The sequence below is a fragment of the Candidatus Methylomirabilota bacterium genome (assembly GCA_035764725.1).
GTDB lineage: Bacteria > Methylomirabilota > Methylomirabilia > Rokubacteriales > CSP1-6 > DASRWT01.
The window spans coordinates 17,369-41,479 of sequence record DASTYT010000073.1 but is presented as its reverse complement, the minus strand read 5'-3'; the positions used below and the strand labels follow the sequence as shown (position 1 = coordinate 41,479).

The window sequence follows — 24,111 nt, the reverse complement described above, 5'->3', positions numbered from 1 at the left end:
CCTGCGGAAATAGCCGTCGATCAGTCGGGCGACCTGGCCGCTCTGCGCCAGCTCGCGGATGCCGCCGCCGAGGGCCGGAAGGAGCCCGAGACGCATTAGCCCCGTTTCCCTGCGACCACCGAGATTCCGTTCACCGTCGCGCCTCCACCCGGCGGCGGCGCCAGGCCTCCACCGTGGCCTCGTAGACTCGCCGCGTCCCCTCCACGCAGCGCTCCCAGCGGTAGAGGCGGTCCGCCCGCGCGCGGCCGGCATCGCCCAGGCGCCATCGCAGCGGGGCGTCGCGCAGGAGCGTCAGGAGCCGCGCCGCGAAGTCGCCCTCGCGCGCGGGGTCGGTGACGAAGCCCGTCTCGCCCTCCACCACCAGCTCCGGGATGGAGCCGCGGTCGGACGCGACCACCGGCAACCCCGAGGCCATCGCCTCGGCCACGGTGAGGCCGAACCCCTCCATCGCGGAGGGGAAGAAGAAGACGTCGGCGAGATTGAACACGTCGGTCTTCTCCGCCTCCGGCACGTAGCCGGTGAACACGACGCGGTCGGCCAGACCCAGCCGCGCCGCCCGCCCACGGAGCTCGTCGAGCATCGGCCCCCCGCCGGCGACGAGGAGCCGCGCCGCCGGCGCCTCCCCGGCCACGCGCGCCCACACGTCGAGGAGCAGATGGAGGTTCTTCCGCGGCTTGAGGCCGCCGAAGAAGAGCACCACCGGCTGGTCGCCGAGCCCGTAGCGCGCGCGGAGGTCCGCGCGCGCGGGTCGCGGCGCGAAGCGCGCGTCCACGCCGTAGGGCACCACGTCCACGTGCTCGACGCGCGCGCCCAGTTCCTCCTGGAGCTGGCGGCGGGCGAACTCGCTCCCCACCACCACGCGGTCCGAGCGCTCGATCACGCGCCGCTCGATCACGCTGTTCAGCGGGCTCGGATCGAGGTGGTGATGGTGCGACACCACCGGCGCGTCGATCCCGTAGAGGCGCCGCGCCCAGAGGGCGGCAGGGCCCATGTAGCGCAGGGCGTGCACCCGCAGGAGGTCGAAGGGTTGCGCCCGCCACACGAGGCCGATGGCGTCGGGCACCACGAACGGCGCCACGTACCAGCGCAGCCCGCGTCCGATCGGGAAACGGTGCACGTCCCAGTTGGGCACACCCTCGGGATGCGGCTTGCCCCGCGCGAGGATCAGCTCCACGCGCACGCCGTCCTGGCCGAGCCGGGCCAGCAGCTCGCGCTCGTACGTCTCGCCGCCCGACGTCGTCTCCGGCGCGACCCCGCAGTGGGGCGAGCAGATCGTGAGGGTCATGGGTGCGTGGCCACGATCAGGTAGCCGCCCACGAAGGCGGCCAGCTCGGACTCTCGCACGCGCGCGAGCCGGTCGAGCCCCGCCATACCGTCCAGCAGCGGGAACGTCGCATAGCCTGCCCAGCGCAGCGGCCGGGGGGCGCGCAGCACGAGGAACCGAAGCAGGCCGGCCAGATGCGTGAAGAAGCCGCCTTGCGCGGCGATGGTCGTGGGACGCAGCCCCGCCTCGGCGAGCAGCCGCTCCCACATGCTGCGCGTGTAGCGCGCGTAGTCGTCGGGGTCACCATGCAGGCGCTCGAGGAAGGGCGCCGTGATCACGAGCGTGCCGCCCGGCCGAAGCACCCGGCGACACTCCGCCAGGGCGCGCGCCACGTCCGGCACGTGCTCGAGCACCTCCGTCGCCTTGACCGCGTCGAACGAGCCGGCGCGGAACGGCAGCGCCTGGATGTCAGCCCCCACCCGGGGACCCGCGCCCGGGAGGGGGCGGAGGTCCACGTCCGCCACCACCCAGCGCGCGGCCGCGGGCGGGCGGAAGTCGCCGCGCCGCCGGAGCCCGCCCACGTCCAGCACTCGGCCGGCGAAGTGGCCGGCCACGCGCGCGAGATCGGCATCGATGCGCTTCCGACGGTACGACATGCCGAGATAGGAGGAGAGATCGGCGCTCACGGTGCCGACCGGAGCTTGGCGGCGTGCCGCGCGGCCGCGGCGCGATAGACCTCGAGCAGGCCGTCGACGATGCGGTCCTCGCGGAACGCCTCGCGGGTGCGCTCGCGCGCCGCCGCGCCCATCTTGAGCCGGCGCTCCCCATCCAGGCAGAGCTCGGCGATGGCGCGGGCGAGGCCGGCGGCGTCCCCGCGCTCGACGAGCAGGCCGGTGACGCCGTCGTCCACCGCCTCCGGGGTCCCGCCCACACGCGTCGCGACCACGGGCCGCCCGAGCTGCATCGCCTCCAGGAGCACGCGGGAGAGGGGCTCGGGCCACACCGAGGGCACCACGACGAGGTCGGCCGCCGTGTAGAGGGCGAAGAGGTCGCGCTGCGGCAGCGAGCCGAGCACGTGCACGTCCGGCGCGACGGGCGGCGTCGTCTCGCCCTTGCCCGCGAAGGCGAAGCGCACGCCGGGCACGGCGCGGCGAATCTCGGGCAGCGCGGCGGCAAGGACGGGAGTGCCCTTCCCCGGCGAGAGCTTGCCGGCGTAGAGCACCAGCGGGCCGGGCCCGATGCCGAGACGCGCCCGGAGGGCGGCCGCCGCCTCGGGCGCCGGCGGGTCGATCGCCGGCGGCAGCGTATGGACCACGGCGCTACGGCCGCCGCCGACCAGCCGCTCGGGGTAGATGTCGAGGACGCCGCGGCTCACCGCCACGATGGCATCGGCCCGCGCGAGCGCCTGGAAGCGCGCCTGCTGATCGCGCCAGCCGAGGCGCAACGACGTCTGCAGGCGGGCCCGGCGCAGAGGCCCCGCCGCGGCGTGATAGTGCTCGAGGAAATAGGGCACGCACCGGGTCTCGTACTGCGCGGTGGTGCAGTCGAACGTCTTCCACGTGGTTTCGAACATCGTGCAGAAGCCCAGCGGACAGAGAAGCCCGGCGTCGCGGATGGTGGTGACGACGGGCACGCTCGCGCGCTCGCCCGCCCGCAGGCCCGCCACCAGCGCTGCCTTGCCGTGCGCGTGGATGATGCGGGCCCGCTTTGCCGCGGCGATCCGGCGGATCCACCAGCCGAAGTAGCGATAGAAAAGGGCGTTGCGGTGCACGAGCCAGGCGACTTCCCCCTGCCCCGGGCGCAGGCGGAGCGGGAACGGCACGCGGATCACGGTGACGCCATCGCGCGACTCGCGCGCAGCCGCGCCGTAATTGGGCGTCACCACCAACACCGGCTGGCCGCGCCGGGCGAGCGCGGCTGCCCAGGCGGCGGTGCTCCACTCGGCCCCGCCGGGCGCGAACGGCGGATAGTATTCGCTGGCGAAGAGGATCGCGCTCACGGCTTCCGGGCCACCAGCTCCACGAAGGGCGCGACCCCGGTCAGGCGATAGTAGTGCCGGAGCAGGGGCCAGAAGCGCCCCACCGACTCCCGCGGCGCCTCGTTATCGAGGAAGCGCAGGTCCCTCACACCGTGGCGCCGGAACTCGCGCGCGAGCTGGCTCGGAGTCAGGCGGCGGAGCGTTCCCAGATAGGCGGTGGGCCGCCGGTGGAAGCGCAGGTACGCGCGGCCCGCCGCCTGCGGCAGGAACGGGATCCAGTGGATCTTGTAGTGCCCCTCGTACCAGGACCACGCATTCGGCGTGTGCACGTAGATGACGCCGCCCGGCCGCGTGACCCGCACCATCTCGCGCACCGTGGCCTCGACCGACTGGACATGCTCGATCGACGAGAAGCAGTAGACCAGTCCGAACGCGCCGTCGCGGAACGGCAGCGCCTCCGCGGCCGCGCGCACGAACGGACCGCCGCCGTGCTTCCGGCGCTTGAGCGCGCAGATCGCGATGGCCTCGGCGTCGGCGTCCACCCCCACCATCCGGGCGCCCGCCCTCGCCGCGACCACGTTGAAGCCCCCGGTACCGCAGCCCACGTTGAGCACGGGCTCGGGCAGCGTGGACGCGGCGAGCGCGCCTCGGAGCTGCTCGAGCTGGTCGTGCTCCTGCGCCTCCTCGTCCTCGCGCAGGTCCACGAGTCCCGGCCAGTCGCGGACGCCGAGGGTGTCCCGGTAGTACCGCGTGTAGTAGTCGCGAACGCGCGCGCGCAGCGTCGCGTCCAGGCTCACGACAGACGCCGCAGCAGGGCCTCCACCACCGCGCGCCGCTCCTCCGGGGTGATGCCGACCGAGCACGGCAAGGACAATCCCCTGGCGTAGAGGCGCGGCGCCACCTCGATCGCGTGGCACTGGGCCGCCGCGAACGCCGGCTGCATATGGAGCGGGCGCCAGAGCGGCCGCGCCTGGATGCCCTCCGCGTTGAGATCGCGCAGGAGCGCGCGCACGTCGGGGCACCGCCGCTCGTCGAGCAGCAGCGAGGGCATCCACCAGGCGGAGCGGGCCCACGGCGCCTCGCCCGCCATCGTCACGCCGTCCACCCCCGCGAGCATGGCGGCGTAGGCGGCGGCGGTCTCGCGCTTGGCCTCGAGAAAGCCGGGGAGCTGCTCGATCTGGGCGAGTCCCAGCGCCGCGTGGAGATTTGACAGGCGGTAGTTGAACCCCACCTCACCGTGGACGAACTCGAGCGCGTCGCCGCGCGCCTGCGTGGTGAGGCCGCGCACCCGCGCCGCGAGACCCTCGTCCCGCGTGAGCACCATGCCGCCCGCGCCGCTCGTGATCACCTTGTTGCCGTTGAACGAGAGGCACGCGAGCGGCGCATCGCCGCCGACCGGCCGCCCGCGGTACACCGCCCCCAGAGACTCCGCCGCGTCCTCGACCACCGCGAGCCCGTGCTTCCGCGCCACCGCGAGCACCGGGTCGAGATCGCACGGATGGCCGTAGAGGTCCACGGGCAGCACGGCGCGGATGGTGCGGCCGCTGCGCCGGTTGACGGTGCGCCCATTTTCCTGCCGGCATTCGCGCGCCAAGAAATCGGCGAGCTTGGCGGGGTCCAGCCCCCACGCCACCGGCTCCACGTCGAGGAACACCGGATGCGCGCCGCAGTAGGCGATCGCGTTCGCGGTGGCGATGAACGTGAACGTCGGGACCAGTACCTCGTCACCTGGCTTCACGCCCGCGACAAGCAGTGCGACGTGGAGCGCCGCGCTGCCGTTCACGGTGGCCGCCGCGTGGGGCACGCCCACCCAGTCCGCCACCGCGCGCTCGAAGCGCGCGATGAAGGGCCCGGCCGAGGACACCCAGTTGGTGTCCAAGCATTCCTTGAGATACTTCCACTCGTTGCCGGCGAGATGCGGCACCGCGTTCGGGATCACCCGCCGCCCCTCGCTCATCGGCCTCGCCCCTCGGCGGCCGCCGCGCGCCGGTACCAGTCGAAGGTGTCGCGCACGCCCGCGGCGAGCCCCACCTTGGGCTGAAAGCCGGTGAGCGCGCGGAGGCGCGTGAGATCGGGGCAGCGCCGGTCCACCGACCCGGGCGGTGCGGGCATGGGCTCGACCGCGGGCGCGAAGCCGGCGGTGTCGAGGACCAGTCGCGCGAGGTCGCCGATGCGGGTTTCTTCCGCGTCGTTGCCGATGTTGACCACGCGGCCCCACGCGGCCTCGGCGGCCATCAGCCGCACCATGGCCTCGACCGCGTCGCTCACGTGGCAGAAGGCCCGGCGCTGCTCGGCGCCGTAGAGGCGGAACGGGTTCTCGCGGCGGATCGCGCGGAGCGAGAGCTCGGGAATCACATGGTCCGCCCCCATGCGGGGCCCGTACACGTTGTGGAAGCGGCCCACGACCACGCGAAGGTTCCGCGCGCGCGCCTCGTGGAGCACCGCCGCCTCGCCCAGGATCTTGCTCGCCGCGTACGCCCAGCGCGGCGCGCCGGGATCGGGCACCGACAGCGGCACGTCCTCGGGCGTCGGCACCGGCAGGGCGCCGCTCGACACGCCACCCGCATAGGCCTCGCTCGTGGACGAGAAGAACAGGGTCTCCCCGCGCCCCGGCAGCCAGGCGAGGACGTTCAGCAGCGCGAGCGTGTTCACGCGGATCACCCGCGACGGGTCTCGCTCGACGTTCCTGACCCCGACGACGGCGGCCAGCATGTAGACCTGCTCCCAGTCACCCGGAGAGCCTCGGTCGAGCGCATCGAGGCCCCCGGGGCGAGTGAGATCCGCCCGGTGGAACGTCACGCCAGGCCGATCGAGAAGCGCCTGGAGGGCCGCGTCCGCCTGCCCGCGGGAGAGGTCGTCCACCAGGGTGAGCGTGTGGCCCTCAACCACGAGCCGGCTCGCGAGGTGATAGCCGATGAAGCCCGCGCCGCCCAGCACCAGGATCCTAGCCATAGCCGATCCCCGCGTAGCGCACGCCCGCCGCCCGCACCGCCTCCTCGTCGAGGATGCGCCAGGCGTCGAAGAGCACGGCGGGCCGGCGCAGCCCCGCGAGCAGCCCCGGCAGGTCGAGCTTGGCGTATTCCGGATGATTCATGGTCACGAGCACCGCGTCGGCGCCGGCGAAGCCCGCCTCCGGCGTCACCGGCTCCGCGCCCAGCCCGCGGATCACGTCGGGCGCGACGAGGTAATCGTGCCCCTTGAGGGCGAGCCCGGCGGCGCGGAACAGGGGCAGCATCGGCACCACCGGCGAGCCCCGCATGTCGTCGGTGGGCGGCCAACCCTTGTAGGCCCAGCCGAGCACGGTCAGCCGCGCCCCCTCCGCGCTGCCGCGCGCCGCGCGGATCAGCTCGATCAGGCGCTCCGCGACCCGCAGCGGGAGGTGCTCGTTGAGCGCCCGCGCACGGCCCACGAGCCACGGCTCATGCCCCTTGGCGCTGGCCGCGCTCAACAGGATGTAGGGATCCTTGGTCAGGCACGCGCCGCCCACGAAGCCGGGCTTGGCGAGATCGGGCCGCGGGTAGTCGAGATTGGCGGCGCGGATGACCTCGAGGGGATCGACCCCCCACCGCTCGGCGAGCAGCGCGATCTCGTTGCCGTAGGAGTAGATGAGGTCGGTGTGGCAGTTGTTGGCGAGCTTGACCATCTCCGCGGCCTCCAGCGAGCCCACCGGCACGATGTGGCCGGTCAGCCGCTTGAAGAGACCCGCCGCCGCCTCGCGGCTGTCCGCGTCGATGCCGCCGATGACCTGGGGCAGCTCGGTGAGCTCGCGCAGCGCCTGGCCCTGGATGGTGCGCTCGGGCGCGAACGCGAGACGCGGGGCCGGCCAGCGCGCGGCCAGCTCCGGCAGCACCACCGCGCGGGTGCCGCCCACCGGCACGGTGGAGCGCACCACCACAAGCGTGTCGGGCGCGCAGCGCTCGGCCACGTGGCGCGCGGCGCGGCGGAGGTTCTCCAGCTCCGGCGCGTGGGAGTCCTCCGCCACGGGAGTCGAAACGCAGATCACCACCGCCTCCACGCCGCGCGCGGGAAGGGCGGGGCCGACATGGAGCCGGTCGCGCATCACGTCGTGCAGCGTCTCCTCCACGCCGGGCTCGAAGAGGTGCGAGCGCCGCGCCGCGAGGGCCTCGAGCACCCGGGGGGAGGTATCCACGCCGTGCACGGTGAGGCCCTTGCGCGCGAGCGACACCGCCAGCGTGAGCCCCACGTAGCCGAGCCCGATCACGCCGACGCTAGTCAAGGAGTCCCTCGGCCACGTCGCGATCGGCCTTGTGGAAATCGTCGAGGCGCCCCACGTCGAGCCAGTAGTCGCGGATGGGAAAGGCGGCGACATGCCTCCGGTCCTCGAGCAGAAGCCGGACCAGGTCGGTGGCGTCGAAGACACGCCCGCGCGGGATTCGCGCGAGCACCGAGGGCTCGATGACGTAGATCCCGCCGTTGATGCGCAGATCGAGCCGCGGCTTCTCCGACAGCGCGGTGAGCCGGTCGCCTTCGACCTCCACCACCCCGTACTGGAGGTCGATCTGTTGGCGCACCGTGCCCACTGTCACGTCCGCGCCGGCCCGCCGATGGAACGCCAGCATGCCGCGGAAGTCGCACTTCGTCAGGATGTCGCCGTTGACGAGGAAGAAGGGATCGCGCGGGGTCTCGCTCAGCTGGGTGAGCGCGCCCGCGGTGCCGAGCGGCTCGTCCTCTCTGATATAGCGAATGGCGACGTCGTGCCGGCTCCCGTCGCCGAAGTGCTCCTCGATCATCTCGGACTTGTGGCGCACGGTGATATGGAAGGTCCGCACACCCGCCGCCCGCAGGCGCTCCATCAGCACCTCGAGGATGGGCTTGCCCCCCACGCGGAGCAGCGGCTTCGGGATCGCGTCGGTAAGGGGCCGCAGGCGCTTGCCGTCGCCGCCCGCCATGAGCACCGCGTGGTTGGGCACGCGTCCCGTGTCGAGGAGATCCTCGAGCCGCAGGACATCCACCACGCGCCCCGCACCGTCTACCAGCGGCAGGTGGCGCATCCCGCGCGCGCGCATCAGGGAGAGAGCCTCGCCACGGTCGATCGTGGCCGCCGCCACGGTGGGGCGCGGGTTCATGGCCTGCGGGATCGGGGCGTTGAGGGCAACGCCGCGGAGGATGGCGCGCCGGAGATCGCCGTCCGTGACGAGCCCGGCCAGGCGCCCGTCGGCTTCCACCACCACCACGGCTTGGCGACTGTTCTTGGTGATCGCCTCGAGGGTCTCGCGGATCGAGGCGCCCGGGGAGACGACCAGGGATGGGTTCACGGCCACGTCGGCATCACCGAGGCCTAATCATATGGAACTTCGGGGACTTAGGCAAATTCCCGGCCCGATTCCGGGGTGCCGGCGCGATAGAATGGGAACGCATGGCGCGCCAGGATCTGGGCCGCAAGTCCCTGCTGCTGCTGGGGAGCACCTGGTTCGGGAGCGCGCTCGGCATGCTGATCTCGATCCTCATCGCCCGGACGCTCGGCCCGGCGGCGGTGGGGTCGATCGGCTTCAGCATGGGCCTGGTGGGGCTCCTCATGGCGGCCCTCCTGCCCGGCTTCGCCCAGGCCCACCTCAAGCGCCTCGCCGAGGGGCAGGATCCCGGGCGGTGCCTGGGCACCATGGTCACCGTCCAGCTCGCCCTCGACCTCTTGCTGCTGGCGGCCCTCGGCGTGGCCTGGGCCGTCACCGGCTTCGCCCCGTGGGGGCAGCTCGTTCAAGTCTTCGCGTGCATGCTCGGCGCCCAGCTCGCGATGGGGTTCGCCGACATCTACCTCAAGGTCTTCCTCGCGCGGGAGTGGGTGGTGCCGTATGCCGTGATCCTGCTCGTCGCGCGCGTCGCGCGCCTCGTGACCACGGTGCTGGTGCTGGCCTGGGCGCCCCACATCACGTGGGTCGCGGCCACGTTCCTGCTGGAAGGGCTCGTGAGCCTCGCCGGCGCCGCCGTCGTGCTCGCGGTGCGCCACGGCATCGGTCTCCGCGCGCCCACCGCCGAGAGCTTTCGTGGCTACTGGCGCTTCGCGCGCCCGTTCCTCGTGACCACGCCGATCGCCCTCTTCCAGGACTCGGTGGACCGGGTGGTCGTGGGTCGCTGGGCCGGGCTCACCGCCGCCGGCTACTATCACGTGGCGCGCGCGCTGTGGGAGGCCCTGTCCTCGGTGATGCAGGCGCCGGCCACGCTGCTCTTCACGCGACTCTCCCAGCTTTACGCGCGGCGCTCCGAGCGGGCGGACCGCGAGGCGCGCGGGCTCTTCGAGAGCGGGCTCGACAAGCTCTTGTTCCTCGTCGTCCCCCTCGGGCTGGCCCTCTGGGCGGGCGCCGAGCTCGTGATCCTGGCGCTCTACGGGGAGGCGTTCCTGCCCGCGGTCTGGCCGCTCCGCCTGCTCGTGGTGACGTCCGTGCTGCAGGCGGTCGTCAATCCATATACCCTGATCGTCAACGCGCTCGAGGAGACGCATCGCTTCATCCCCGTCAACCTGCTGCGGCTGGCCGTGTATCTCGGTGTGCTCGCCCTCCTCGTGCCCTGGCTCCTGCCCGGAGCCACGGGCGCCGCCCTCGCGCGCCTGATCCTCGTCGCCTTCCCCTGCTGGGTCTACATGCGCTGGACGCGCGAGCTCGCGGGCGTGGGCTTCTTCACGAGGATTCCCGCCTATCTCGGGGCTTTCGCGGTGAGCCTCGCCGTGTTCCACGCGGTGGCGGCCCTCCTCGGGCCGGCGCACGTGCCGGAGCCGTGGCCCGCGCTGCCTGCCGCCCTCGTCGCCTTCGCCGTGTATTTCCTCGGCCTCGGCTGGATGCATCCTCACACCGGCGACAATCTCCGCTACGCGCTGTCGCTCCTGTCACCGCGCGCCTTCCAGGATTTTCTTCGCGCGGGATTGCGCGGCACGTGAGCCCGCGGCGCTATACGATGCGGGGCCGATGCGACTCCTGATCCTGGGCGCGGGCGTGCACGGCCAGGCGGTGGCCGACCTCGCCGCGGAGGACGGCGCCCACGCGGCGGTGGCCTTCACCGACGCCGACCCCGCTCTCAAGGGCGGGCTGAGGCTCGGCTTGCCCGTCTGGGGCGATGATGCGGCGGGCCTCGCCGCGTTTCGCGAGGGACGCTGCGACGGAGCCCTCGTGGGCGTGGGCAACACGGCCATGGTGGCGCGCCGCCGGCTCTTCGACCTCACGCTCGCCCATGGCCTCCCCGCCCCGTCCCTCGCGCATCCCCGCGCCGTGATCGCCCGGTCGGCGGCCGTCGGGGCGGGCTCGGTGGTGTTTGGCGGCGCCGTCCTGGCCGCACGCGTCGCGGTAGGGCGCAATGTCGTCGTGTACAGCGGCTCCATCGTCGAGCACGACAGCAGGCTGGCCGATCACGCCTATCTCGGACCCGGCGTCGTGCTGTCGGGCGGAGTGCTGGTGGCCGAGGGAGCCTTCCTCGGGGCTGGCGCGGTGGTCCTTCCCGGGGTTGAGATCGGCGCCGGCGCGGTCATCGCGGCGGGCGCCGTCGTGATCGAGTCCGTGGCCCCGGGGGCGAAGATGGCCGGCGTGCCCGCCCGGCCGCGCTAAGCCTTGTAATATCCCTTTAAAATGGGCAGGATTGACGCGATGATCGGCCGGACCTTCGTCATCGCGGAAGCAGGCGTCAACCACAACGGCGATCTCGGCCTCGCACGCGCGCTCGTCGACGTCGCGGCGGCGGCCGGCGCCGATGCCGTGAAGTTCCAGACCTTCACCGCGGACGGGCTCGTGACCCGCGCCGCGCCCACCGCCGAGTACCAGCAGCGCGCGCTCGGGACCGCGGCGAGCCAGCACGCGATGCTGTCCGCGCTCGAGCTCTCCCCCGCCGCGCACGAGGCGCTGTGGGGCCACTGCGCGAGCCGCGGCATCGAGTTCATGTCCACGCCCTTCGACGTCGAGAGCGCGCACTACTTGAAGCGCCTCGGCGTCAAGCGTCTGAAGATCTCCTCGGGGGACGTGACCAATCTCCCGATGCTCGAGGTGGTGGGCGGGCTGGGGCTCCCCGTCATCCTGTCGACGGGGATGGCGGACCTCGACGAGGTCGAGGCCGCGGTGGCGACCCTGCGCGCGAGCGGGTTCACCGACCTCGTCATCCTTCACTGCGTCAGCAACTATCCCGCCGATCCTGCGCTGACGAATCTGCGCGCGATGGACACGCTCGCCCAGCGCTTCGGTGTCCCGGTGGGGCTGTCCGACCATTCACCCGGCCTCGCCGTGGCGGTCGCGGCGGTGGCGCGCGGCGCCACGTGCATCGAGAAGCACTTCACGGTGGACCGGAACCTGCCCGGACCCGACCATCAGGCCTCGCTCCTGCCCGACGAGCTCTCCGCGCTCGTGCGGTCGGTGCGCGAGGTCGAGCGCGCGCTGGGCGACGGCTTGAAGCGGCCGGTGACGAGCGAGTTGCCCATCCGGCTCGTGGCGCGGAAGAGCCTCGTGGCCGGTCGCGACCTTCCCGCGGGCACGGTGCTCCGGCGCGAGGATCTCGTGATCCTCCGCCCCGGCACCGGCCTGCCTCCCTCGGCGCTTCCGCGCGTGGTCGGCCGGCGCATCGCGCGCGCGGTGGCCGCCGACACTCCCCTCACCGAAGACATGCTCGCGCCCCAGAGCGCGAGCGAAGAAGGGAACTCGTGATCCAGGCACTCGTCGTCGGCGGCGGCTCCATCGGCAAGCGGCATCTCCGGAACCTCCTCTCCACCGGCCGCACCGCCGCGATCGTGGAGCCCCGCGAGGATCGGCGCGCGGAGATCGCGACCAAGCATCCCGCCGCCCGCATCTTCGCCACCCTCGACGAGGCGCTCGCCGCCGAGCGCTACGAGACGGGCTTCGTCTGCTTGCCCACCGCGTATCACCTGCCCCCTGCGCTGGAGATGGCCAGGCGGGGCATGCACCTCTTCATGGAGAAGCCGGTGGCGGCGAGCGTGGAGGGCATTCCCGAGCTCCTCGAGGTGGTGGAGTCGCGCGGCCTGGTCGGCATGACCGGCTTCTGCATGCGCTTCTTCAGGCCATTGATGAAGGCTAAGGAGCTCCTCACCGAGGGCCGGGTGGGCCGCATCGTCACCGCGCGGAGCTTCACCGGCGCCTACCTCCCCGACTGGCACCCGTGGGAGGACTACCGCACCTTCTACATGGCGAAGAAGGAGATGGGCGGCGGCGTGCTCCTCGACGAGTGCCACGCTTTCGACTGGATGCAGTGGTTGATCGGACCCATCCAGGGCGTGTTCTCGGTGGTGGGGACGCTCAGTGACCTCGAGGTCACGAGCGACGACGTATGCGAGGTCATCGCGCGCTTCGGCCCGCGCACCGTGGGCTCCATCCACCTCGACATGGTCGACCGCTCCTTGCGCACCGAGGCCGAGATCATCGGTACCACCAGCACGCTGCGGGTGTCCATGCGGCAGCACAAAGTCGAGCTCTACAGCCACGAGAATCGCAAGTGGCAGGATTGGGAATTCGAGCCCAGCTACGAGCAGATGTACATCGACGAGATCAATCACTTCTTCGACTGCGTGGCGAAGAAGACGAAGCCAATGTCGGATCTCCGCGACGGCTACCGTGTCCAGCGGGTGATCGACGCCTGCGCCCGTTCCAGCGAGACCGGGCGCTGGGTCGCCGTCGACTAGGTGACGGCGGACACCGCCGAGGCGCACCAGCCGCGCGTCAGCGCGTCCCGATGACCTCGCCGCGCGTGCTCGGGCTCGTCGCCGCCCGCGGAGGCTCCAAGGGCCTTCCGCGCAAGAACGTGCTGCCGCTGGGCGGCCGGCCGCTCATCGCCTGGACGGTTGACGCGGCCCAAGCGGCCCGGGCGCTCACGCGCGCCATCGTCTCCAGCGACGACGCCGAGATCCTGGCCCGGGCGCGGGAGGCGGGCGGCGAGACGCCGTTCGTGCGCCCCGCCGCCTTCGCCACCGACACGGCGTCCTCGCTGGAGGTGGCGTTGCATGCGCTGGACTGGCTCGCCGAGCACGAGCGCTGGCAGGCGGACGTGCTCGTGCTCCTGCCCGCGACGGCGCCGTTGCGCCGTGCCCATCATATCGACGCGGCCGTCGCGGCCTTGCTCGCCGACGCAGGCCTCGAGGCGGTCGTCGCGGTGACGGAGGTGGACTATCCGCCGTACTGGATGCTCACCGTCGAGAACGGGCGCCTGGCGTGGCTCTTTCCCGAAGGCGGGCGGGTCGACCGACGCCAGGACCTGCCCACCGCCTTCCGGCCAAACGGCTCGATCTACGCGGTGCGCGTGGCCGCGCTGCGGGAGCAGCGGACGTTCTACCCGCGCGCCACCGCCCCGTACGTGATGGCGCGGGAGGAGTCGGTCAACATCGATACCGCCCTGGACTTCAGGCTGGCGGAGATGCGGCTGGCGCAGCGGCCGGGCTGAGCCGGCCCGCGGCCTCGACGAGATCGAGCACCCGCTCGCTGCTGCGGTTGTCGTCGAAGCCGAGGAACTTCTCCACGTAACGGCGGCGCGCCGCGGGGTCGATGCGGAAATCGGCGAGGCTCCCCTGGCTCAGGAGGTGGGTGGCTTCGTCCGCGTCCGCCGACCAGACGATGCCCGCGAAGTTCTGGAGCGAGCCCGGCCGCGCGCCGAACACCTCCTGGAAGCTCGCGTAGCCCTCGAGATGCGTCTGGGGCACGCGGATGGACAGCGACGGCACGCCCGCGTGCACCGCCTCCAGCACGGCGCCGCTCTGGAAGTGCACGCAGAGGTCGGCGACCGCCATCAGCTCGATGGAGCTGTACGGGAACATGTCCTCGTCGCGCTCCACGAACAGGTCCGCGCGGCGGCGCAGGAACGCGGGGTCCGCGTTCTTCGCCCGTGACTTCACCACCAGGCTGGCGCCCGCCCGGCGGGCGAAGCTCCGGAGCGCGCGCGCCAGATCCAGGTAGCCGTTGCCGCGAAGGATCGCCGGCACCAGGGCCCCGTGTCCGGTGGCGAGCGCCTTGGCGGCCCGGAAGCCCCGCCAGCCGCCCGCCCACGCCAGCCGGCGAAACGGCTCCGGCACCGCCATCTTGAGCGACATGAACAGCACCACGGGCCCGTCGCGAAGACCATACTTCCGCCGCACCGCGGCCCGATCGACGCGCGCGAGCTGATCGAGCATGGTGGAGCCCACCACCGCGCTCCTCGCCCGCCGCTCCGCCTCGCTGGCGAGCGCGGCAAACCGCTCCGCCTGGATCTGCCAGTGCACCTGGCGCTGATGCTCGCTCATGTAGCAGGTGACGTCGACGACGCGGTAGCCTTCCGGATCGCTCGAGACCATGTCGAAGACGTAGTCCACGGAGTAGAGCCGGATCCCCGCGTCGCGCAGGGCGGGCGCCTCTGCCTCGTTCCCCATCGCCCGCAGCACGGCGTGGAGCGACGGCCCCACCAGCGCCGTCGCGCCCGCCTCCCTCAGGACGGGCAAGAGAGGCTCGCCGCGCCGGTGGGCTCGCGGCGTCGCGGCGGGCCAGAGCGCGAGGTCCGCCGGCGTCACCGCCTCGCCCGGCTTCTTCTCCTCGGGATCGTGGAGGAGCACGACGGGGTGACCGCGATCGCAGGCCGCCTGGATGAAGGAGCCGAGGACCTTGAGGTACCCCTTGCGCGCGGCGAGGACGGCGAGCGTCACGAATCCACGAACCGCTTGCGGACCAGGCGCGGTCCGAGCTCGACGTCTCTGAGAATACGCGCGATTCGGGGCGCGGCGGCACCGTCGCCGTACGGATTCGGCAGGCCGGCGAGGCCCTTCCGGAACGCGGGATCGAGGGCGCGCGCGAGGCCCGCAGCGATCTCGTCGCGGCCGTAGCCCACGTCGATGACGTTGGCCCCCCGCAGACGCCCGCGCTGGCGCGAGCCGACGTTGACCACGGGCAGGGCGAACGACGCCGCCTCGATGATGCCGCTGGAGGAGTTGCCCACCATGACGTCGGCCTCGCGCAGCAGCGAAGCGTACACGCCCTCGCCCAGCGAGGGCACGAGCCGGGTGGCGGGCCGCGCCTTCGCCAGCGCCGTCCACCGCGCCACGATCGCATGGTGGGCGGTGTCGGCGCCCGGATGGCTGATGATCGCGTCGCCCTCCACCGCGGCGAGCGCCGCCGCGAGCTCGTCGACCTGGCGCGCGGTGTCCGCGTGCTCGAGGGTGGCGGGATGAAAGGTCACGAGCAGCGTGGGCCGCCGGAGAGCCAGACCCAGCCGCGCGGCGAGCTCTCCGCGCGAGAGCGTGGCGAGGGAGGCGAGACGATCCAGGCCGGGCGCGCCCACGCAGTGCACCCGCCACGGCTCCTCCCCCATCTGAAGGATGCGGCGCGCGTACGGCTCGGCGGCGGCGAAATGGAGATGGGCGAGCTTGGTGATGGCGTGGCGCGCCTGCTCGTCGATGGCCCCCTCGGTGATCTCGCCGCCGTGGATGTGGGCGACGGGGAGCGCGAACGGGAGCGCGCCCACCGCCGCCCCCAGCATCTCGATGCGATCGCCGAGCACCACGAGGAGATCGAGCCGCTCGCGCGCGAAGACCGTGGCGAGGCCGTCGGCCGCGCGCGCGGCCGCCGCGGCCATGTCCTGCGGCGCGTCGCCCTCCCCGAGCATCTCCACGCGCGCGGCGACGGGCCAGCCCGACGCCTCGATGGCCTCGACGGTGCGACCGAAGCGCGGCGAGAGATGCGCGCCGCCCACGAGCAGGCGCAGCGCGACGTCGGGCGCCGCGCGCAGCGCCTCGAGCACGGGTACCAGATGCCCCCAGTCTGATCGCGCGACGGTGACGACTCCGATCGCCCTGGACATCGCTGCGAATTCTAGCACGCGGTCTTCCGCGTCCTTCCGTGCGGGGACGCGACCGTGCTACGCTCCGCGGCGATGATGCCGCGCGAGCCGACGGCGTGAATCAGTACGACGACGTGCGGCTCGATGTCGCGGCGCTGCTCGCCGCGCAGGACGCCACCTCCCGTGCTCCCGATCCCACCGCGCGCAGCGGCGACGGTCTCGGCGCCTTCGGACGCCTGGCCAGCCTCGCCCAACTCTACGGCCTCGGCGCGCTCGTGCGAACCGGTCTCCACCGGCGGCTGGTGTACGCCAACCTGACCCTCGGCTGGTTCTTCGAGTTCCAGCGCTACTGGGTGGAGGAGCTCGGCAATCGCCCCATCCACCCCCACGACTTCTACTTCCTGGCCGGCGTGTACCGGCAGCGCCTGCAGACCATCCACTTCGAGAGCCTCGAGAACCCCGCGCTCGCGTCGGACGACAAGCACCTCGAGGCGTGGCGTGACCCGCGCACGATCTACTATCTATTCGCGCACACCTTCCGGCTCGCGCTGTCGCCCCTGCGCGTGCATCCCTACATCCGCTACGTGCCGCGGGGCGGACGCGTCGCCGAGTACGGCTGCGGGGCCGGGCCCGTCCTCACCGCGCTCGCCCGCCGCTATCGCCACCTGGATCTGCAGCTGGTCGGCGCAGACATCCCGCATCTCCTCTTCCACTACGCGCGCTGGAAGTTCCGGGCCGACCGCTTCGTCACCATGGTCGGTATCGCGCCGGACGACGACGCGCCCCTGCCCGGGGTCTACGACACGATCTTTTGTCTCGAGGTCTTCGAGCACCTGCCCCGCCCCATCCCGGTGCTCGCGCATCTCCATCGCGCGCTGAAGCCGGGCGGGCACCTCGTCTTCGACTACATACGCTCCGAGGGGACCGGGCTCGATACGGCCACTTCGCTTCGTGACCGATCGGAGGCGCTGCGTTTCCTCCTCGACCGCTTCGACGTCGTCCTGGGCCGCGTGACGGTGAGCGACGAGCACGTGCCCACCTCGGTGGTCCGCAAGCGCTAGGCGCCCTCAGGCCCCAGTCGCGCGCGCGAGGAGCCGCCGGAGGCAGGCTGCGCGCGCGTGGATCGCATCGTAGAAGTCCGGCTCCCCGCAGCCGATCGAGGCGGGATCCGAGAGGTCGGTGAACCGCGCCCCCGTTCGGGCCGCCGCGCGCTCGAGCAGGATCCGGGCCTCGGGGAGGGCGGCGGCGCGCGCCGGGTCGGCCTGGATCAGCCGCCAGGCCTCGGGATGATAGGGCGGCAGCCAGGCGATCACGCGCACGCCCGTGGCCCGCATCCGCGCCCACAGAAGCTCCAGGCGCGCCGCGCGCTCGGCGTTGGGTCGAAAACCCTCGAGACCGGTGCGGCCGGCGGCGACGTAGCGGATCGCCTCCTCGCGCGTCCGCTCCTCGGGGAGATGACGATACTCCGCCTCGTACACGATGCTCCCGTCGGCGCGCAGGCCGCGGCGGCCGCCGAGAGCGGACTCCGCGACGATCGAGCCTTCCAGGGCCTGCTGGACCTCGGTGCCGTGGCGGCGCCGACCCTCGGCGAGACGGCGCACGTCGGCAACCGACGTCCTGAGCACGGTCCACGACAGGAGCTCCTTGGCGCGATACCAGAGGAACAGGGCCTCCGGCACCGGCCCATCCACCGCGGCGCCCGCGCCGGTGCGCGCGAGGAACCCGGAGACCTCATCGGCCCAGGCGACCCAGCGCACCTCCTCCTTCGCCTCGTTGAGGGCCCAGGCGTCCACGGAGAACCACGCGACGTCGGGGCGCTTCCCCTGGCGCTCCAGGATCGACCACAGGGCGATGAAGTCTTCCACGGTGGCCGCCGACATTCCCGCGTTGTAGAAGGCCCCCGGCGGGACGCCGGCCAGCATCGTGGAGATCTCCATCACCCGGCTCGACCCGAACGCCACGATGCGCGGCGCCGGGATGGCCTCGAGGCGCGCGCGCTGGAAGCGGCGCTCGTCCATGTTGCGATAGCCCGTCACGACCTGCCCTGCGTGGAAACCCGCCGACGCCGCGCGCAGTCGGGCCTCGTGTCGGCCGCGGTCCCAGGCGGCGAGCCCGTTCACGGCGACCGCGAGGCCGAGGAGCAGGGCCACCGTGATCGCAAAGGGCCGCATGGTCGTCAGAACTGGAAGTAGAGGAACTTCGAGCCGTAGTTCATGAGGAGCAGCGCCGTCGCGGTGGCGCCGGCGAGACCGACCTGGCGCGCGGCGCCCAGACGCCCCAGCGGCAGCTCCGAGCTGTTCGGCGCGAGGCGGGCCATCAACAGGCACAGGACGACGAGGCCGGTCAGCGCCGCCGTCTCCGGCGTCCACGGCGTGGCGAGACCGTGCGCGCCGGCCAGGCTCGCGAACCACTGCACGGCGTGGCCGAAGGACTCCGCGCGGAAGAACACCCAGCCCACCGTGACGAGCAGGAAGGTCACGTTGCGCTGCCAGAAGGCGCTCATCCGCTCCCACGCGGGCAGCCCGTGGTGGAGCGCGAGGAGCACGCCGTGCCAGGTGCCCCACGCCGCGAAGGTCCAGTTGGCGCCGTGCCAGAGGCCGCCCAGCACCATCGTCGCCATCACGTTGAAGCGTCGCCGGGCGGGCGAGCAGCGGTTGCCGCCCAGCGTGATGTAGAGGTAGTCGCGCAGCCACGCCGACAGCGTCATGTGCCAGCGTCGCCAGAAGTCGCTGGGCGACGTCGCCTTGTACGGGCTGTTGAAGTTCTGGGGGAGCTCGATCCCGAAGAGACGCCCGAGCCCGATGGCCATGTCCGTGTAGCCGCTGAAGTCGAAGTAGATCTGGAACGCGTAGCCGAGGAGGGCCAGCCACGCACGCGGGGCGTCCAGCGCCAGCGGCGGGGCGAGGAGCGGGTCGACCAGATTCCCCAGGCGGTCCGCGATCAGCACTTTCTTACAGAGGCCCACCGCGAAGAGGAGCACCCCTTCCCGCCAGCGCGAATCGATGCCGGTGGCGGCGATGCGCGCGAGCTGGGGGATGAGCTGATGATGGCGCGTGAGGGGCCCCGCCACCAGGTGCGGAAAGAAGCTCACGAAACCGGCGAAGCGCACGACGTTTCGCTCCGCGGGGGCCTGACCCCGCCACACGTCGATGATGTAGGACAGCGTCTGGAACGTGTAGAAGCTGATCCCGGCGGGCAGCACCACCTCGAACCAGCGCGAGGCGCGCGCGGACTCCTCGAGGCCGAGCGCAACGAGGGCGGACTCCGCCGTGCGCGCGAGGAGGCCGGAATACTTGAAGTAGGCGAGCATGCCGAGGTTGCCGGCGAGGGACACGGCAAGGAGCCAGCCGCGGACGCGAGGGCGAAGCTCACGCGCGATCGCGATGGCCACCCAGAAGTCCACCACGGTGGTGACGAGCATGGGCACGATGAACCACCAGTGGCCGGCGAAGGCGTAGAACACCACGCTGGTCAGCGCGATCCACCGCAGCAGCGGCTGCCCGCGCAGGAGGAGCGCCACCGCGAGGGTCAGCGGCAGGAAGAGGACCAGGAACTCGAGCGAGCTGAACAGCACGCTCAGCCTACCTGCTTCGGGTCCAGGAGGTCACGGAGGCCGTCGCCGAGCAGGTTCAAGCCCAGCACGGTCAGCGCGATGGCCCCGCCGGGGAAGATCGCGAACCAGGGATTCGTGGCGAGAAAGGCCTGCGACTCCCGCAGCATGAGGCCCCACGAGGGATGCGGCGGCTGGGTGCCGAGCCCGAGATAGGCCAGCGCCGCCTCGGCGAGGATGGCCACCGGGAAGCTGATGGTGGCTTGGACGATGAGCGGCGACACCGTGTTGGGCATGATGTGGCGGCGGATGATGCTGGCGTCCCCGGCGCCCAGGGCGCGGGCCGCCGCCACGAAGTCGCGGTCGCGCAGCTCGAGGAACGACGCGCGCGTTAGGCGCGCGAACACGGGCAGGAAGGCCACGCCGATCGCGACCATGCTGATCCCCACGCTGGGCCGGAACACCGCGGAGATCAGGAGCGCGGAGAGGATGGCCGGGAAGCCCTGCACGGCGTCCATCAGGCGCATGAAGCCTTCGTCGAGCCAGCCGCCGAAGTAGCCGGAGATCACCCCGAGGAGGACGCCCAGCCCCATGCCGATGCCCACCGCGATCACGCCCACTAGGATCGAGGTGACGGCGCCCGTCATCACCCGTGACAGGAGATCGCGCCCGAACTGATCAGTGCCGAAGGGGTGGGACCCGGTCGGCCCTTGCAGCCGCCCCGTGATGGACATCTCCAGCGGGTCCTTCGGCGTGTAGACCAGGCTCAGCGCGGCGGTGGCCAGCAGCACGCACGTCACGCCGAGGCCGACGGTGAAGGTGACATGCCGGAAGGCGCGTCCAATCAGCACCCTCCGAACCCCCTCGCTGCGCTCGGGAACCGATTTGATTCACGGTCGCCCCAAGGGTCGACCTCTATAGGGTGGCTTCGCATCTCGTGGAGTTGCGCGTGCGTCCTGGCCGTCATTCGTAGCGAATTCTCGGATCCAGGACGCCGTAGAGGAGGTCCACCGCCACGTTGATGGTGACGATCACCGAGGCCACGAAGAGCACCACACCCTGGACCACCGGCAGGTCGCGGGCGGAGATGGCTCCGATGGCGAGGCGGCCGAGCCCGGGCAGGTAGAACACGGACTCCAGCACGATGCTCCCCGCCATGAGCTGCCCGAGCTGAATGCCCGAGACGGTGAGGATGGGAATCATGGCGTTCCGGAGCACGTGGCGGAAGAGCACGCGGCGCTCGGCGAGCCCCTTCGCGCGCGCGGTCTTCACGTACTCCTCGCGCAGCACCTCGAGCACCGCCGAGCGCGTGGTGCGCGCGAGCACCGCGAACTGGAAGAGTCCCAGCGCGATCGCGGGCAGCAGCAGCGACTTCAGCGCGGGCAGCACGCCCTGGCCCCAGCCGTCGAAGCCACCCGACTTGAACCAGCCGAGCTGGACAGCGAAGAGGAGCACGAGGAGCAGCCCCGCCCAGAATCCGGGCACCGCCACCCCGACCTGGGAGGCCGCCATCACGACGTAGTCGCCCCAGCGCCGCTGATGCGTGGCGGCATAGACGCCGACGGGCAGCGCGACCAGGGCCATGAATCCGGCCGCGAGTAGGGTGAGGGGCAGCGTCACCGCGAGGCGCGACACCACGAGCGAGGCGACGGGGACGTCGTACTGGATGGAGCGGCCGAGATCGCCCCGGGCGGCCCGCCCCACCCACTCGAGGTACTGGACCACCAGCGGGCGATTGAGCCCCAGCGACTCACGGATGCGCTGGGCCGTCTCCGCATTGCCCTCGGTGCCGAGGATGATCAGGGCGGGATCGCCGGGGAGGATGCGCACGACCACGAAGACCAGCAGAGACACCAAGAGGAGGGTGACCGCCAGCGTGGCCACCCTCCTCAGGACGAATCGTCGCAACGGCCGCCCGCGCGGCCCCGCCTACTTCTGCCAGGCGACCTCGGAGAGGTCGAGCACCGGCAGCGGCAGGTCCTTCCAGAGCCCGGTGACGCCCTTCTTGGTCACGACGAGGCGAGGATGCATGTACAGCCACACCGCCGGGGCCTCGTCGGCCAGCATCTGCTGCATCTTCACGTAGAGCTCCCGGCGCATCTTGTCGTCCACCGTGACCTGGGACTCCGCGTAGAGCTTCTGGAAGTCGGGGTTGTCCCAGCGGAAGTAGTACTTGGGATTGGCGAAGTTCCCGATGTCCCAGGCCTCCGCGTGGCCGATGATCGACATCTCGTAGTCGGGGTTCTGGCAGGGCGCGAGGCAGAACACCTGCGAGAGCCACTGACCCCACTCGATCTGCTCGATCTTGGCGCGGATGCCGACCTTGGCGAACTGGCTCGTGATGATCTCCGCGCTCCGCACCGTGTAGTAGTACTGGGGCGACACGCGGAACGTCACGTCGAAGCCGTTCGGGTAGCCGGCCTCGGCGAGGAGCTTCTTGGCCTTCGGGGGGTCATAGGGCACGCGTTTCGACACGTCGACGAAGAACGGATTGAGGGGATCGACGTTCGAGCCCAGGACCTTGCCGTGGCCGAACATCGCGCCCTTGAGCACCTCGTCCTTGTTGATGGCGTGGGTGACGGCCAGGCGCACCCGCTTGTCGGTGTAGGGCTTCTTGCTGTTGTTCATCGACAGCGTGACGTCATTGGTGGTGTCGCCCACGATCACCTGGAAGCGCGCATCCTTCTTCAGCTCGTCCACGCTCTCGGGGCCGATGCCGAACGCGGACACGTCGATGTCGCCCGCCTTGAGCGCGGCCACCGCGGCGTTGGGGTCGGCGATGAAGCGGTAGATCACCTTGTCCAGGTGCGGCAGCCCCTTCACCCAGTAGTCCTTGTTCTTCAGGAGGACGATGCGGTCGCCGCGCACCCACTCCGCGACGGTGAAAGGTCCGGTGCCGAGCGGCTGGGTCTTGAGGGAGTCCACCGCCTCGCGCGGATAGATCACCGAGCCCTGCCGGGCCAGCGTGTAGAGGAAGGTGGCGTCCACCCGCTTGAGCGCCACCGTGATCGTGTAGTCGTCCTTCACGATCACGTCCTGGATGGCCTCGTACTGGGTGCGGTAGGGGTGCTTGGTCTCGGGATTCACCGCCCGGTCGAGCGCGAACTTCACGTCCGCCGCCTTCATCTCGCGGCCGTTGTGGAAGCGGACGTTCTTTCTCAGAAAGAAGGTGTAATTTTTGCTGTCCGTGGTGTACCAGCGCTCGGCAAGCCACGGCACCATCTTCCCCGTGCGGTCGATCTTGATGAGACCTTCCTGCACGTTGTCGAAGACCACGCCCGCGATGGCCGAGGCGGGATTGGTGGTGAGATCGAGGCCGGGCGGCTCGGTGGAGACCTGGACGATCAGGGTGCCCGGCGCCGTTTGCGCGTGCGCCCCTGGCACCCCCAGGCCCAGTCCGAGCGTGAGCACCAGCGCCATCCGCATCAGCATCGCCATCGTCATGCCGTCCTCCCCCTGAAGAATTGCACGGTCCGGCGCAGGCCCTCCTCGAAGCCCACCAGCGGCTCGTACCCCATGTCGCGCTTGGCCGCGCTCACGTCGGCGAGGGTGTGGGGCACGTCGCCCACCCGCCCCGGCTCGTGCTTGCGGGCGAGGGAGCGGCCGAGCATCGTCTCGAGCAGCCCGACGATCTCGAGCAGGCTGGTGCGGCTGCCGCAGCCGACATTGTAGGACTTGCCGGACACGGCGCGGGCCTCCGCCCGCGCGGCGAGAAGATTCGCCGAGACCACGTTGTCGATGTAGGTGAAGTCGCGAGACTGCGTGCCGTCGCCGTGGATGCGCAGGGGCTTGCCGCCCATGCCCCACAGGATGAACTTGGGAATCACCGCCGCGTACTCGCTCTTGGGATCCTGCCGCGGCCCGAACACGTTGAAGTACCGCAGCCCGACCGTCTCCACGCCGAAGAGGCGGCTCCACACCGAGGCGTAGAGCTCGCCCGCGACCTTGGTCGCGGCGTAGGGCGAGATCGGCGCGCTGGGCTGATCCTCTCGCTTCGGCAGCTCGGGCCGCTCACCGTACACCGATGACGACGAGGCGTACACGAGGCGCGGCTTCGTCTTCTGCCGGGCGGCGGCGACGAGAAGGTGCAGCGTGCCGGTCACGTTGGAGGCATTGGCGCCCAGCGGGTCTTCCACCGAGCGCGGCACGGAGCGCAGGGCGGCCTGGTGGAAGATCATCGAGGCGCCGCGCACCGCCTTCAGCACGTGCGCGAGGTTCGCCAGCTCGCCCCGCTGGATCTCCAGACGCGCGCCCTTGCCCGCGAAGGCGAGGTTCTTGCGGCTGCCGGTGGAGAAATTGTCGAAGACGCGGACGCGATAGCCCTCAGCGAGCAGGCGCTCAACGAGATGCGAGCCGATGAAGCCCGCTCCACCGGTGACGAGGGCGAGAGGTGGTGTAGCCATGGCGTGCGCGACGGCCCTCATTATGGTTGGCCCCCAATCGGCTTGTCAATCTTGAGGGCCCGGAAAAGGTGTTGACAGGGCGGGGGGTTGGCTGGCACTATTCGTCGCGTGATCAGCCGACTTCTCGGCCTCCTACTTATGTAGCGGCAAGCGCGCCTCCCGCGCTTGCCGTCAGCCTCCT

22 protein-coding genes are annotated in these 24,111 nt (G+C 71.5%); 6 read left to right on the top strand and 16 right to left on the bottom strand.

Annotation, left to right across the window (positions count from 1 at the left end; translation table 11 throughout):
* Window positions 1-130 precede the first annotated feature (130 nt).
* From VFX14_12255 to VFX14_12220, 8 genes are read right to left on the bottom strand one after another with little or no spacing between them, the layout of a single operon-like run.
* Window positions 131-1,285: a glycosyltransferase family 4 protein gene (locus VFX14_12255; protein ID HEU5190453.1), complete on the bottom strand. Its 1,155-nt coding sequence runs from the start codon at window positions 1,283-1,285 to the stop codon at window positions 131-133.
* Window positions 1,282-1,950 carry a methyltransferase domain-containing protein gene (locus VFX14_12250; protein HEU5190452.1) on the bottom strand — a complete coding sequence of 223 codons (669 nt, stop codon included), beginning with the start codon at window positions 1,948-1,950 and terminating at the stop codon, window positions 1,282-1,284. The genes VFX14_12255 and VFX14_12250 overlap by 4 nt, the downstream gene beginning before the upstream one ends.
* The gene (locus VFX14_12245) at window positions 1,947-3,263 is read right to left on the bottom strand and encodes a glycosyltransferase family 4 protein (protein HEU5190451.1); all 1,317 of its coding nucleotides are present in this window, start codon (window positions 3,261-3,263) and stop codon (window positions 1,947-1,949) included. Before VFX14_12245 ends, VFX14_12250 begins: the two co-directional genes overlap by 4 nt.
* Window positions 3,260-4,039, bottom strand: a complete 780-nt coding sequence (locus VFX14_12240) for a class I SAM-dependent methyltransferase (protein ID HEU5190450.1) — start codon at window positions 4,037-4,039, stop codon at window positions 3,260-3,262. Before VFX14_12240 ends, VFX14_12245 begins: the two co-directional genes overlap by 4 nt.
* Window positions 4,036-5,199, bottom strand: a complete 1,164-nt coding sequence (locus VFX14_12235; protein ID HEU5190449.1) for a LegC family aminotransferase — start codon at window positions 5,197-5,199, stop codon at window positions 4,036-4,038. The genes VFX14_12240 and VFX14_12235 overlap by 4 nt, the downstream gene beginning before the upstream one ends.
* Window positions 5,196-6,194 carry an NAD-dependent epimerase/dehydratase family protein gene (locus tag VFX14_12230; GenBank protein ID HEU5190448.1) on the bottom strand — a complete coding sequence of 333 codons (999 nt, stop codon included), beginning with the start codon at window positions 6,192-6,194 and terminating at the stop codon, window positions 5,196-5,198. Before VFX14_12230 ends, VFX14_12235 begins: the two co-directional genes overlap by 4 nt.
* Window positions 6,187-7,479 carry a nucleotide sugar dehydrogenase gene (locus VFX14_12225; GenBank protein HEU5190447.1) on the bottom strand — a complete coding sequence of 431 codons (1,293 nt, stop codon included), beginning with the start codon at window positions 7,477-7,479 and terminating at the stop codon, window positions 6,187-6,189. The genes VFX14_12230 and VFX14_12225 overlap by 8 nt, the downstream gene beginning before the upstream one ends.
* The gene (locus VFX14_12220; protein HEU5190446.1) at window positions 7,472-8,524 is read right to left on the bottom strand and encodes a nucleotidyltransferase family protein; all 1,053 of its coding nucleotides are present in this window, start codon (window positions 8,522-8,524) and stop codon (window positions 7,472-7,474) included. The genes VFX14_12225 and VFX14_12220 overlap by 8 nt, the downstream gene beginning before the upstream one ends.
* 95 nt (window positions 8,525-8,619) lie before the next feature.
* Between VFX14_12220 and VFX14_12215 the strand changes: the two genes are divergently transcribed.
* The 5 genes from VFX14_12215 to VFX14_12195 are packed head-to-tail and all read left to right on the top strand — an operon-like array spanning window position 8,620 to window position 13,619.
* On the top strand, window positions 8,620-10,131 hold the full coding sequence (locus VFX14_12215) for a lipopolysaccharide biosynthesis protein (GenBank protein HEU5190445.1): 1,512 nt from the start codon (window positions 8,620-8,622) through the stop codon (window positions 10,129-10,131).
* A 28-nt stretch (window positions 10,132-10,159) separates the two neighbouring features.
* Window positions 10,160-10,792, top strand: a complete 633-nt coding sequence (locus tag VFX14_12210) for a NeuD/PglB/VioB family sugar acetyltransferase (protein HEU5190444.1) — start codon at window positions 10,160-10,162, stop codon at window positions 10,790-10,792.
* Window positions 10,793-10,831: 39 nt separating this feature from the next.
* On the top strand, window positions 10,832-11,875 hold the full coding sequence (neuB, locus tag VFX14_12205) for an N-acetylneuraminate synthase (GenBank protein ID HEU5190443.1): 1,044 nt from the start codon (window positions 10,832-10,834) through the stop codon (window positions 11,873-11,875).
* A complete protein-coding gene (locus VFX14_12200) occupies window positions 11,872-12,864 on the top strand; it encodes a Gfo/Idh/MocA family oxidoreductase (GenBank protein ID HEU5190442.1) in 993 nt (330 codons plus the stop codon). Before neuB ends, VFX14_12200 begins: the two co-directional genes overlap by 4 nt.
* 50 nt (window positions 12,865-12,914) lie before the next feature.
* The gene (locus VFX14_12195; GenBank protein HEU5190441.1) at window positions 12,915-13,619 is read left to right on the top strand and encodes an acylneuraminate cytidylyltransferase family protein; all 705 of its coding nucleotides are present in this window, start codon (window positions 12,915-12,917) and stop codon (window positions 13,617-13,619) included.
* Here the strand turns inward: VFX14_12195 and VFX14_12190 are convergent.
* Both VFX14_12190 and neuC read right to left on the bottom strand, forming a co-directional pair.
* Window positions 13,579-14,847 carry a hypothetical protein gene (locus tag VFX14_12190; GenBank protein HEU5190440.1) on the bottom strand — a complete coding sequence of 423 codons (1,269 nt, stop codon included), beginning with the start codon at window positions 14,845-14,847 and terminating at the stop codon, window positions 13,579-13,581. The genes VFX14_12195 and VFX14_12190 overlap by 41 nt on opposite strands.
* On the bottom strand, window positions 14,844-15,998 hold the full coding sequence (gene neuC / locus VFX14_12185; protein ID HEU5190439.1) for a UDP-N-acetylglucosamine 2-epimerase: 1,155 nt from the start codon (window positions 15,996-15,998) through the stop codon (window positions 14,844-14,846). The genes VFX14_12190 and neuC overlap by 4 nt, the downstream gene beginning before the upstream one ends.
* 95 nt (window positions 15,999-16,093) lie before the next feature.
* Here neuC and VFX14_12180 point away from each other — a divergent pair, with 95 nt between their 5' ends.
* Window positions 16,094-17,038: a class I SAM-dependent methyltransferase gene (locus VFX14_12180; GenBank protein HEU5190438.1), complete on the top strand. Its 945-nt coding sequence runs from the start codon at window positions 16,094-16,096 to the stop codon at window positions 17,036-17,038.
* 6 nt (window positions 17,039-17,044) lie between these two features.
* Here VFX14_12180 and VFX14_12175 read toward each other — a convergent pair whose 3' ends face one another.
* The 6 genes from VFX14_12175 to VFX14_12150 all read right to left on the bottom strand — a co-directional run bounded on the left by VFX14_12175 (window position 17,045) and on the right by VFX14_12150 (window position 23,930).
* Complete coding sequence (locus VFX14_12175) at window positions 17,045-18,148, bottom strand: hypothetical protein (protein HEU5190437.1); 1,104 nt, start codon at window positions 18,146-18,148, stop codon at window positions 17,045-17,047.
* A 5-nt stretch (window positions 18,149-18,153) separates the two neighbouring features.
* On the bottom strand, window positions 18,154-19,551 hold the full coding sequence (locus tag VFX14_12170) for an MBOAT family O-acyltransferase (protein HEU5190436.1): 1,398 nt from the start codon (window positions 19,549-19,551) through the stop codon (window positions 18,154-18,156).
* A 2-nt stretch (window positions 19,552-19,553) separates the two neighbouring features.
* Window positions 19,554-20,378, bottom strand: a complete 825-nt coding sequence (locus VFX14_12165) for an ABC transporter permease (protein HEU5190435.1) — start codon at window positions 20,376-20,378, stop codon at window positions 19,554-19,556.
* A gap of 112 nt (window positions 20,379-20,490) precedes the next feature.
* The gene (locus tag VFX14_12160; GenBank protein ID HEU5190434.1) at window positions 20,491-21,435 is read right to left on the bottom strand and encodes an ABC transporter permease; all 945 of its coding nucleotides are present in this window, start codon (window positions 21,433-21,435) and stop codon (window positions 20,491-20,493) included.
* Between the two features lie 21 nt (window positions 21,436-21,456).
* The gene (locus tag VFX14_12155; GenBank protein HEU5190433.1) at window positions 21,457-22,971 is read right to left on the bottom strand and encodes an ABC transporter substrate-binding protein; all 1,515 of its coding nucleotides are present in this window, start codon (window positions 22,969-22,971) and stop codon (window positions 21,457-21,459) included.
* Window positions 22,968-23,930, bottom strand: a complete 963-nt coding sequence (locus tag VFX14_12150) for an NAD-dependent epimerase/dehydratase family protein (GenBank protein HEU5190432.1) — start codon at window positions 23,928-23,930, stop codon at window positions 22,968-22,970. Before VFX14_12150 ends, VFX14_12155 begins: the two co-directional genes overlap by 4 nt.
* Window positions 23,931-24,111: the final 181 nt, after the last annotated feature.

Coding starts and splice junctions, on each gene's coding strand:
- VFX14_12230 (HEU5190448.1), bottom strand. CDS start 6,194: ATGGCTAGGATCCTGGTGCTGGGCGGCGCGGGCTTCATCGGCTATCAC.
- VFX14_12210 (HEU5190444.1), top strand. CDS start 10,160: ATGCGACTCCTGATCCTGGGCGCGGGCGTGCACGGCCAGGCGGTGGCC.
- VFX14_12175 (HEU5190437.1), bottom strand. CDS start 18,148: ATGCGGCCCTTTGCGATCACGGTGGCCCTGCTCCTCGGCCTCGCGGTC.
- VFX14_12255 (HEU5190453.1), bottom strand. CDS start 1,285: ATGACCCTCACGATCTGCTCGCCCCACTGCGGGGTCGCGCCGGAGACG.
- VFX14_12215 (HEU5190445.1), top strand. CDS start 8,620: ATGGCGCGCCAGGATCTGGGCCGCAAGTCCCTGCTGCTGCTGGGGAGC.
- VFX14_12235 (HEU5190449.1), bottom strand. CDS start 5,199: ATGAGCGAGGGGCGGCGGGTGATCCCGAACGCGGTGCCGCATCTCGCC.
- neuB (HEU5190443.1), top strand. CDS start 10,832: ATGATCGGCCGGACCTTCGTCATCGCGGAAGCAGGCGTCAACCACAAC.
- VFX14_12195 (HEU5190441.1), top strand. CDS start 12,915: ATGACCTCGCCGCGCGTGCTCGGGCTCGTCGCCGCCCGCGGAGGCTCC.
- neuC (HEU5190439.1), bottom strand. CDS start 15,998: ATGTCCAGGGCGATCGGAGTCGTCACCGTCGCGCGATCAGACTGGGGG.
- VFX14_12150 (HEU5190432.1), bottom strand. CDS start 23,930: ATGGCTACACCACCTCTCGCCCTCGTCACCGGTGGAGCGGGCTTCATC.
- VFX14_12155 (HEU5190433.1), bottom strand. CDS start 22,971: ATGACGATGGCGATGCTGATGCGGATGGCGCTGGTGCTCACGCTCGGA.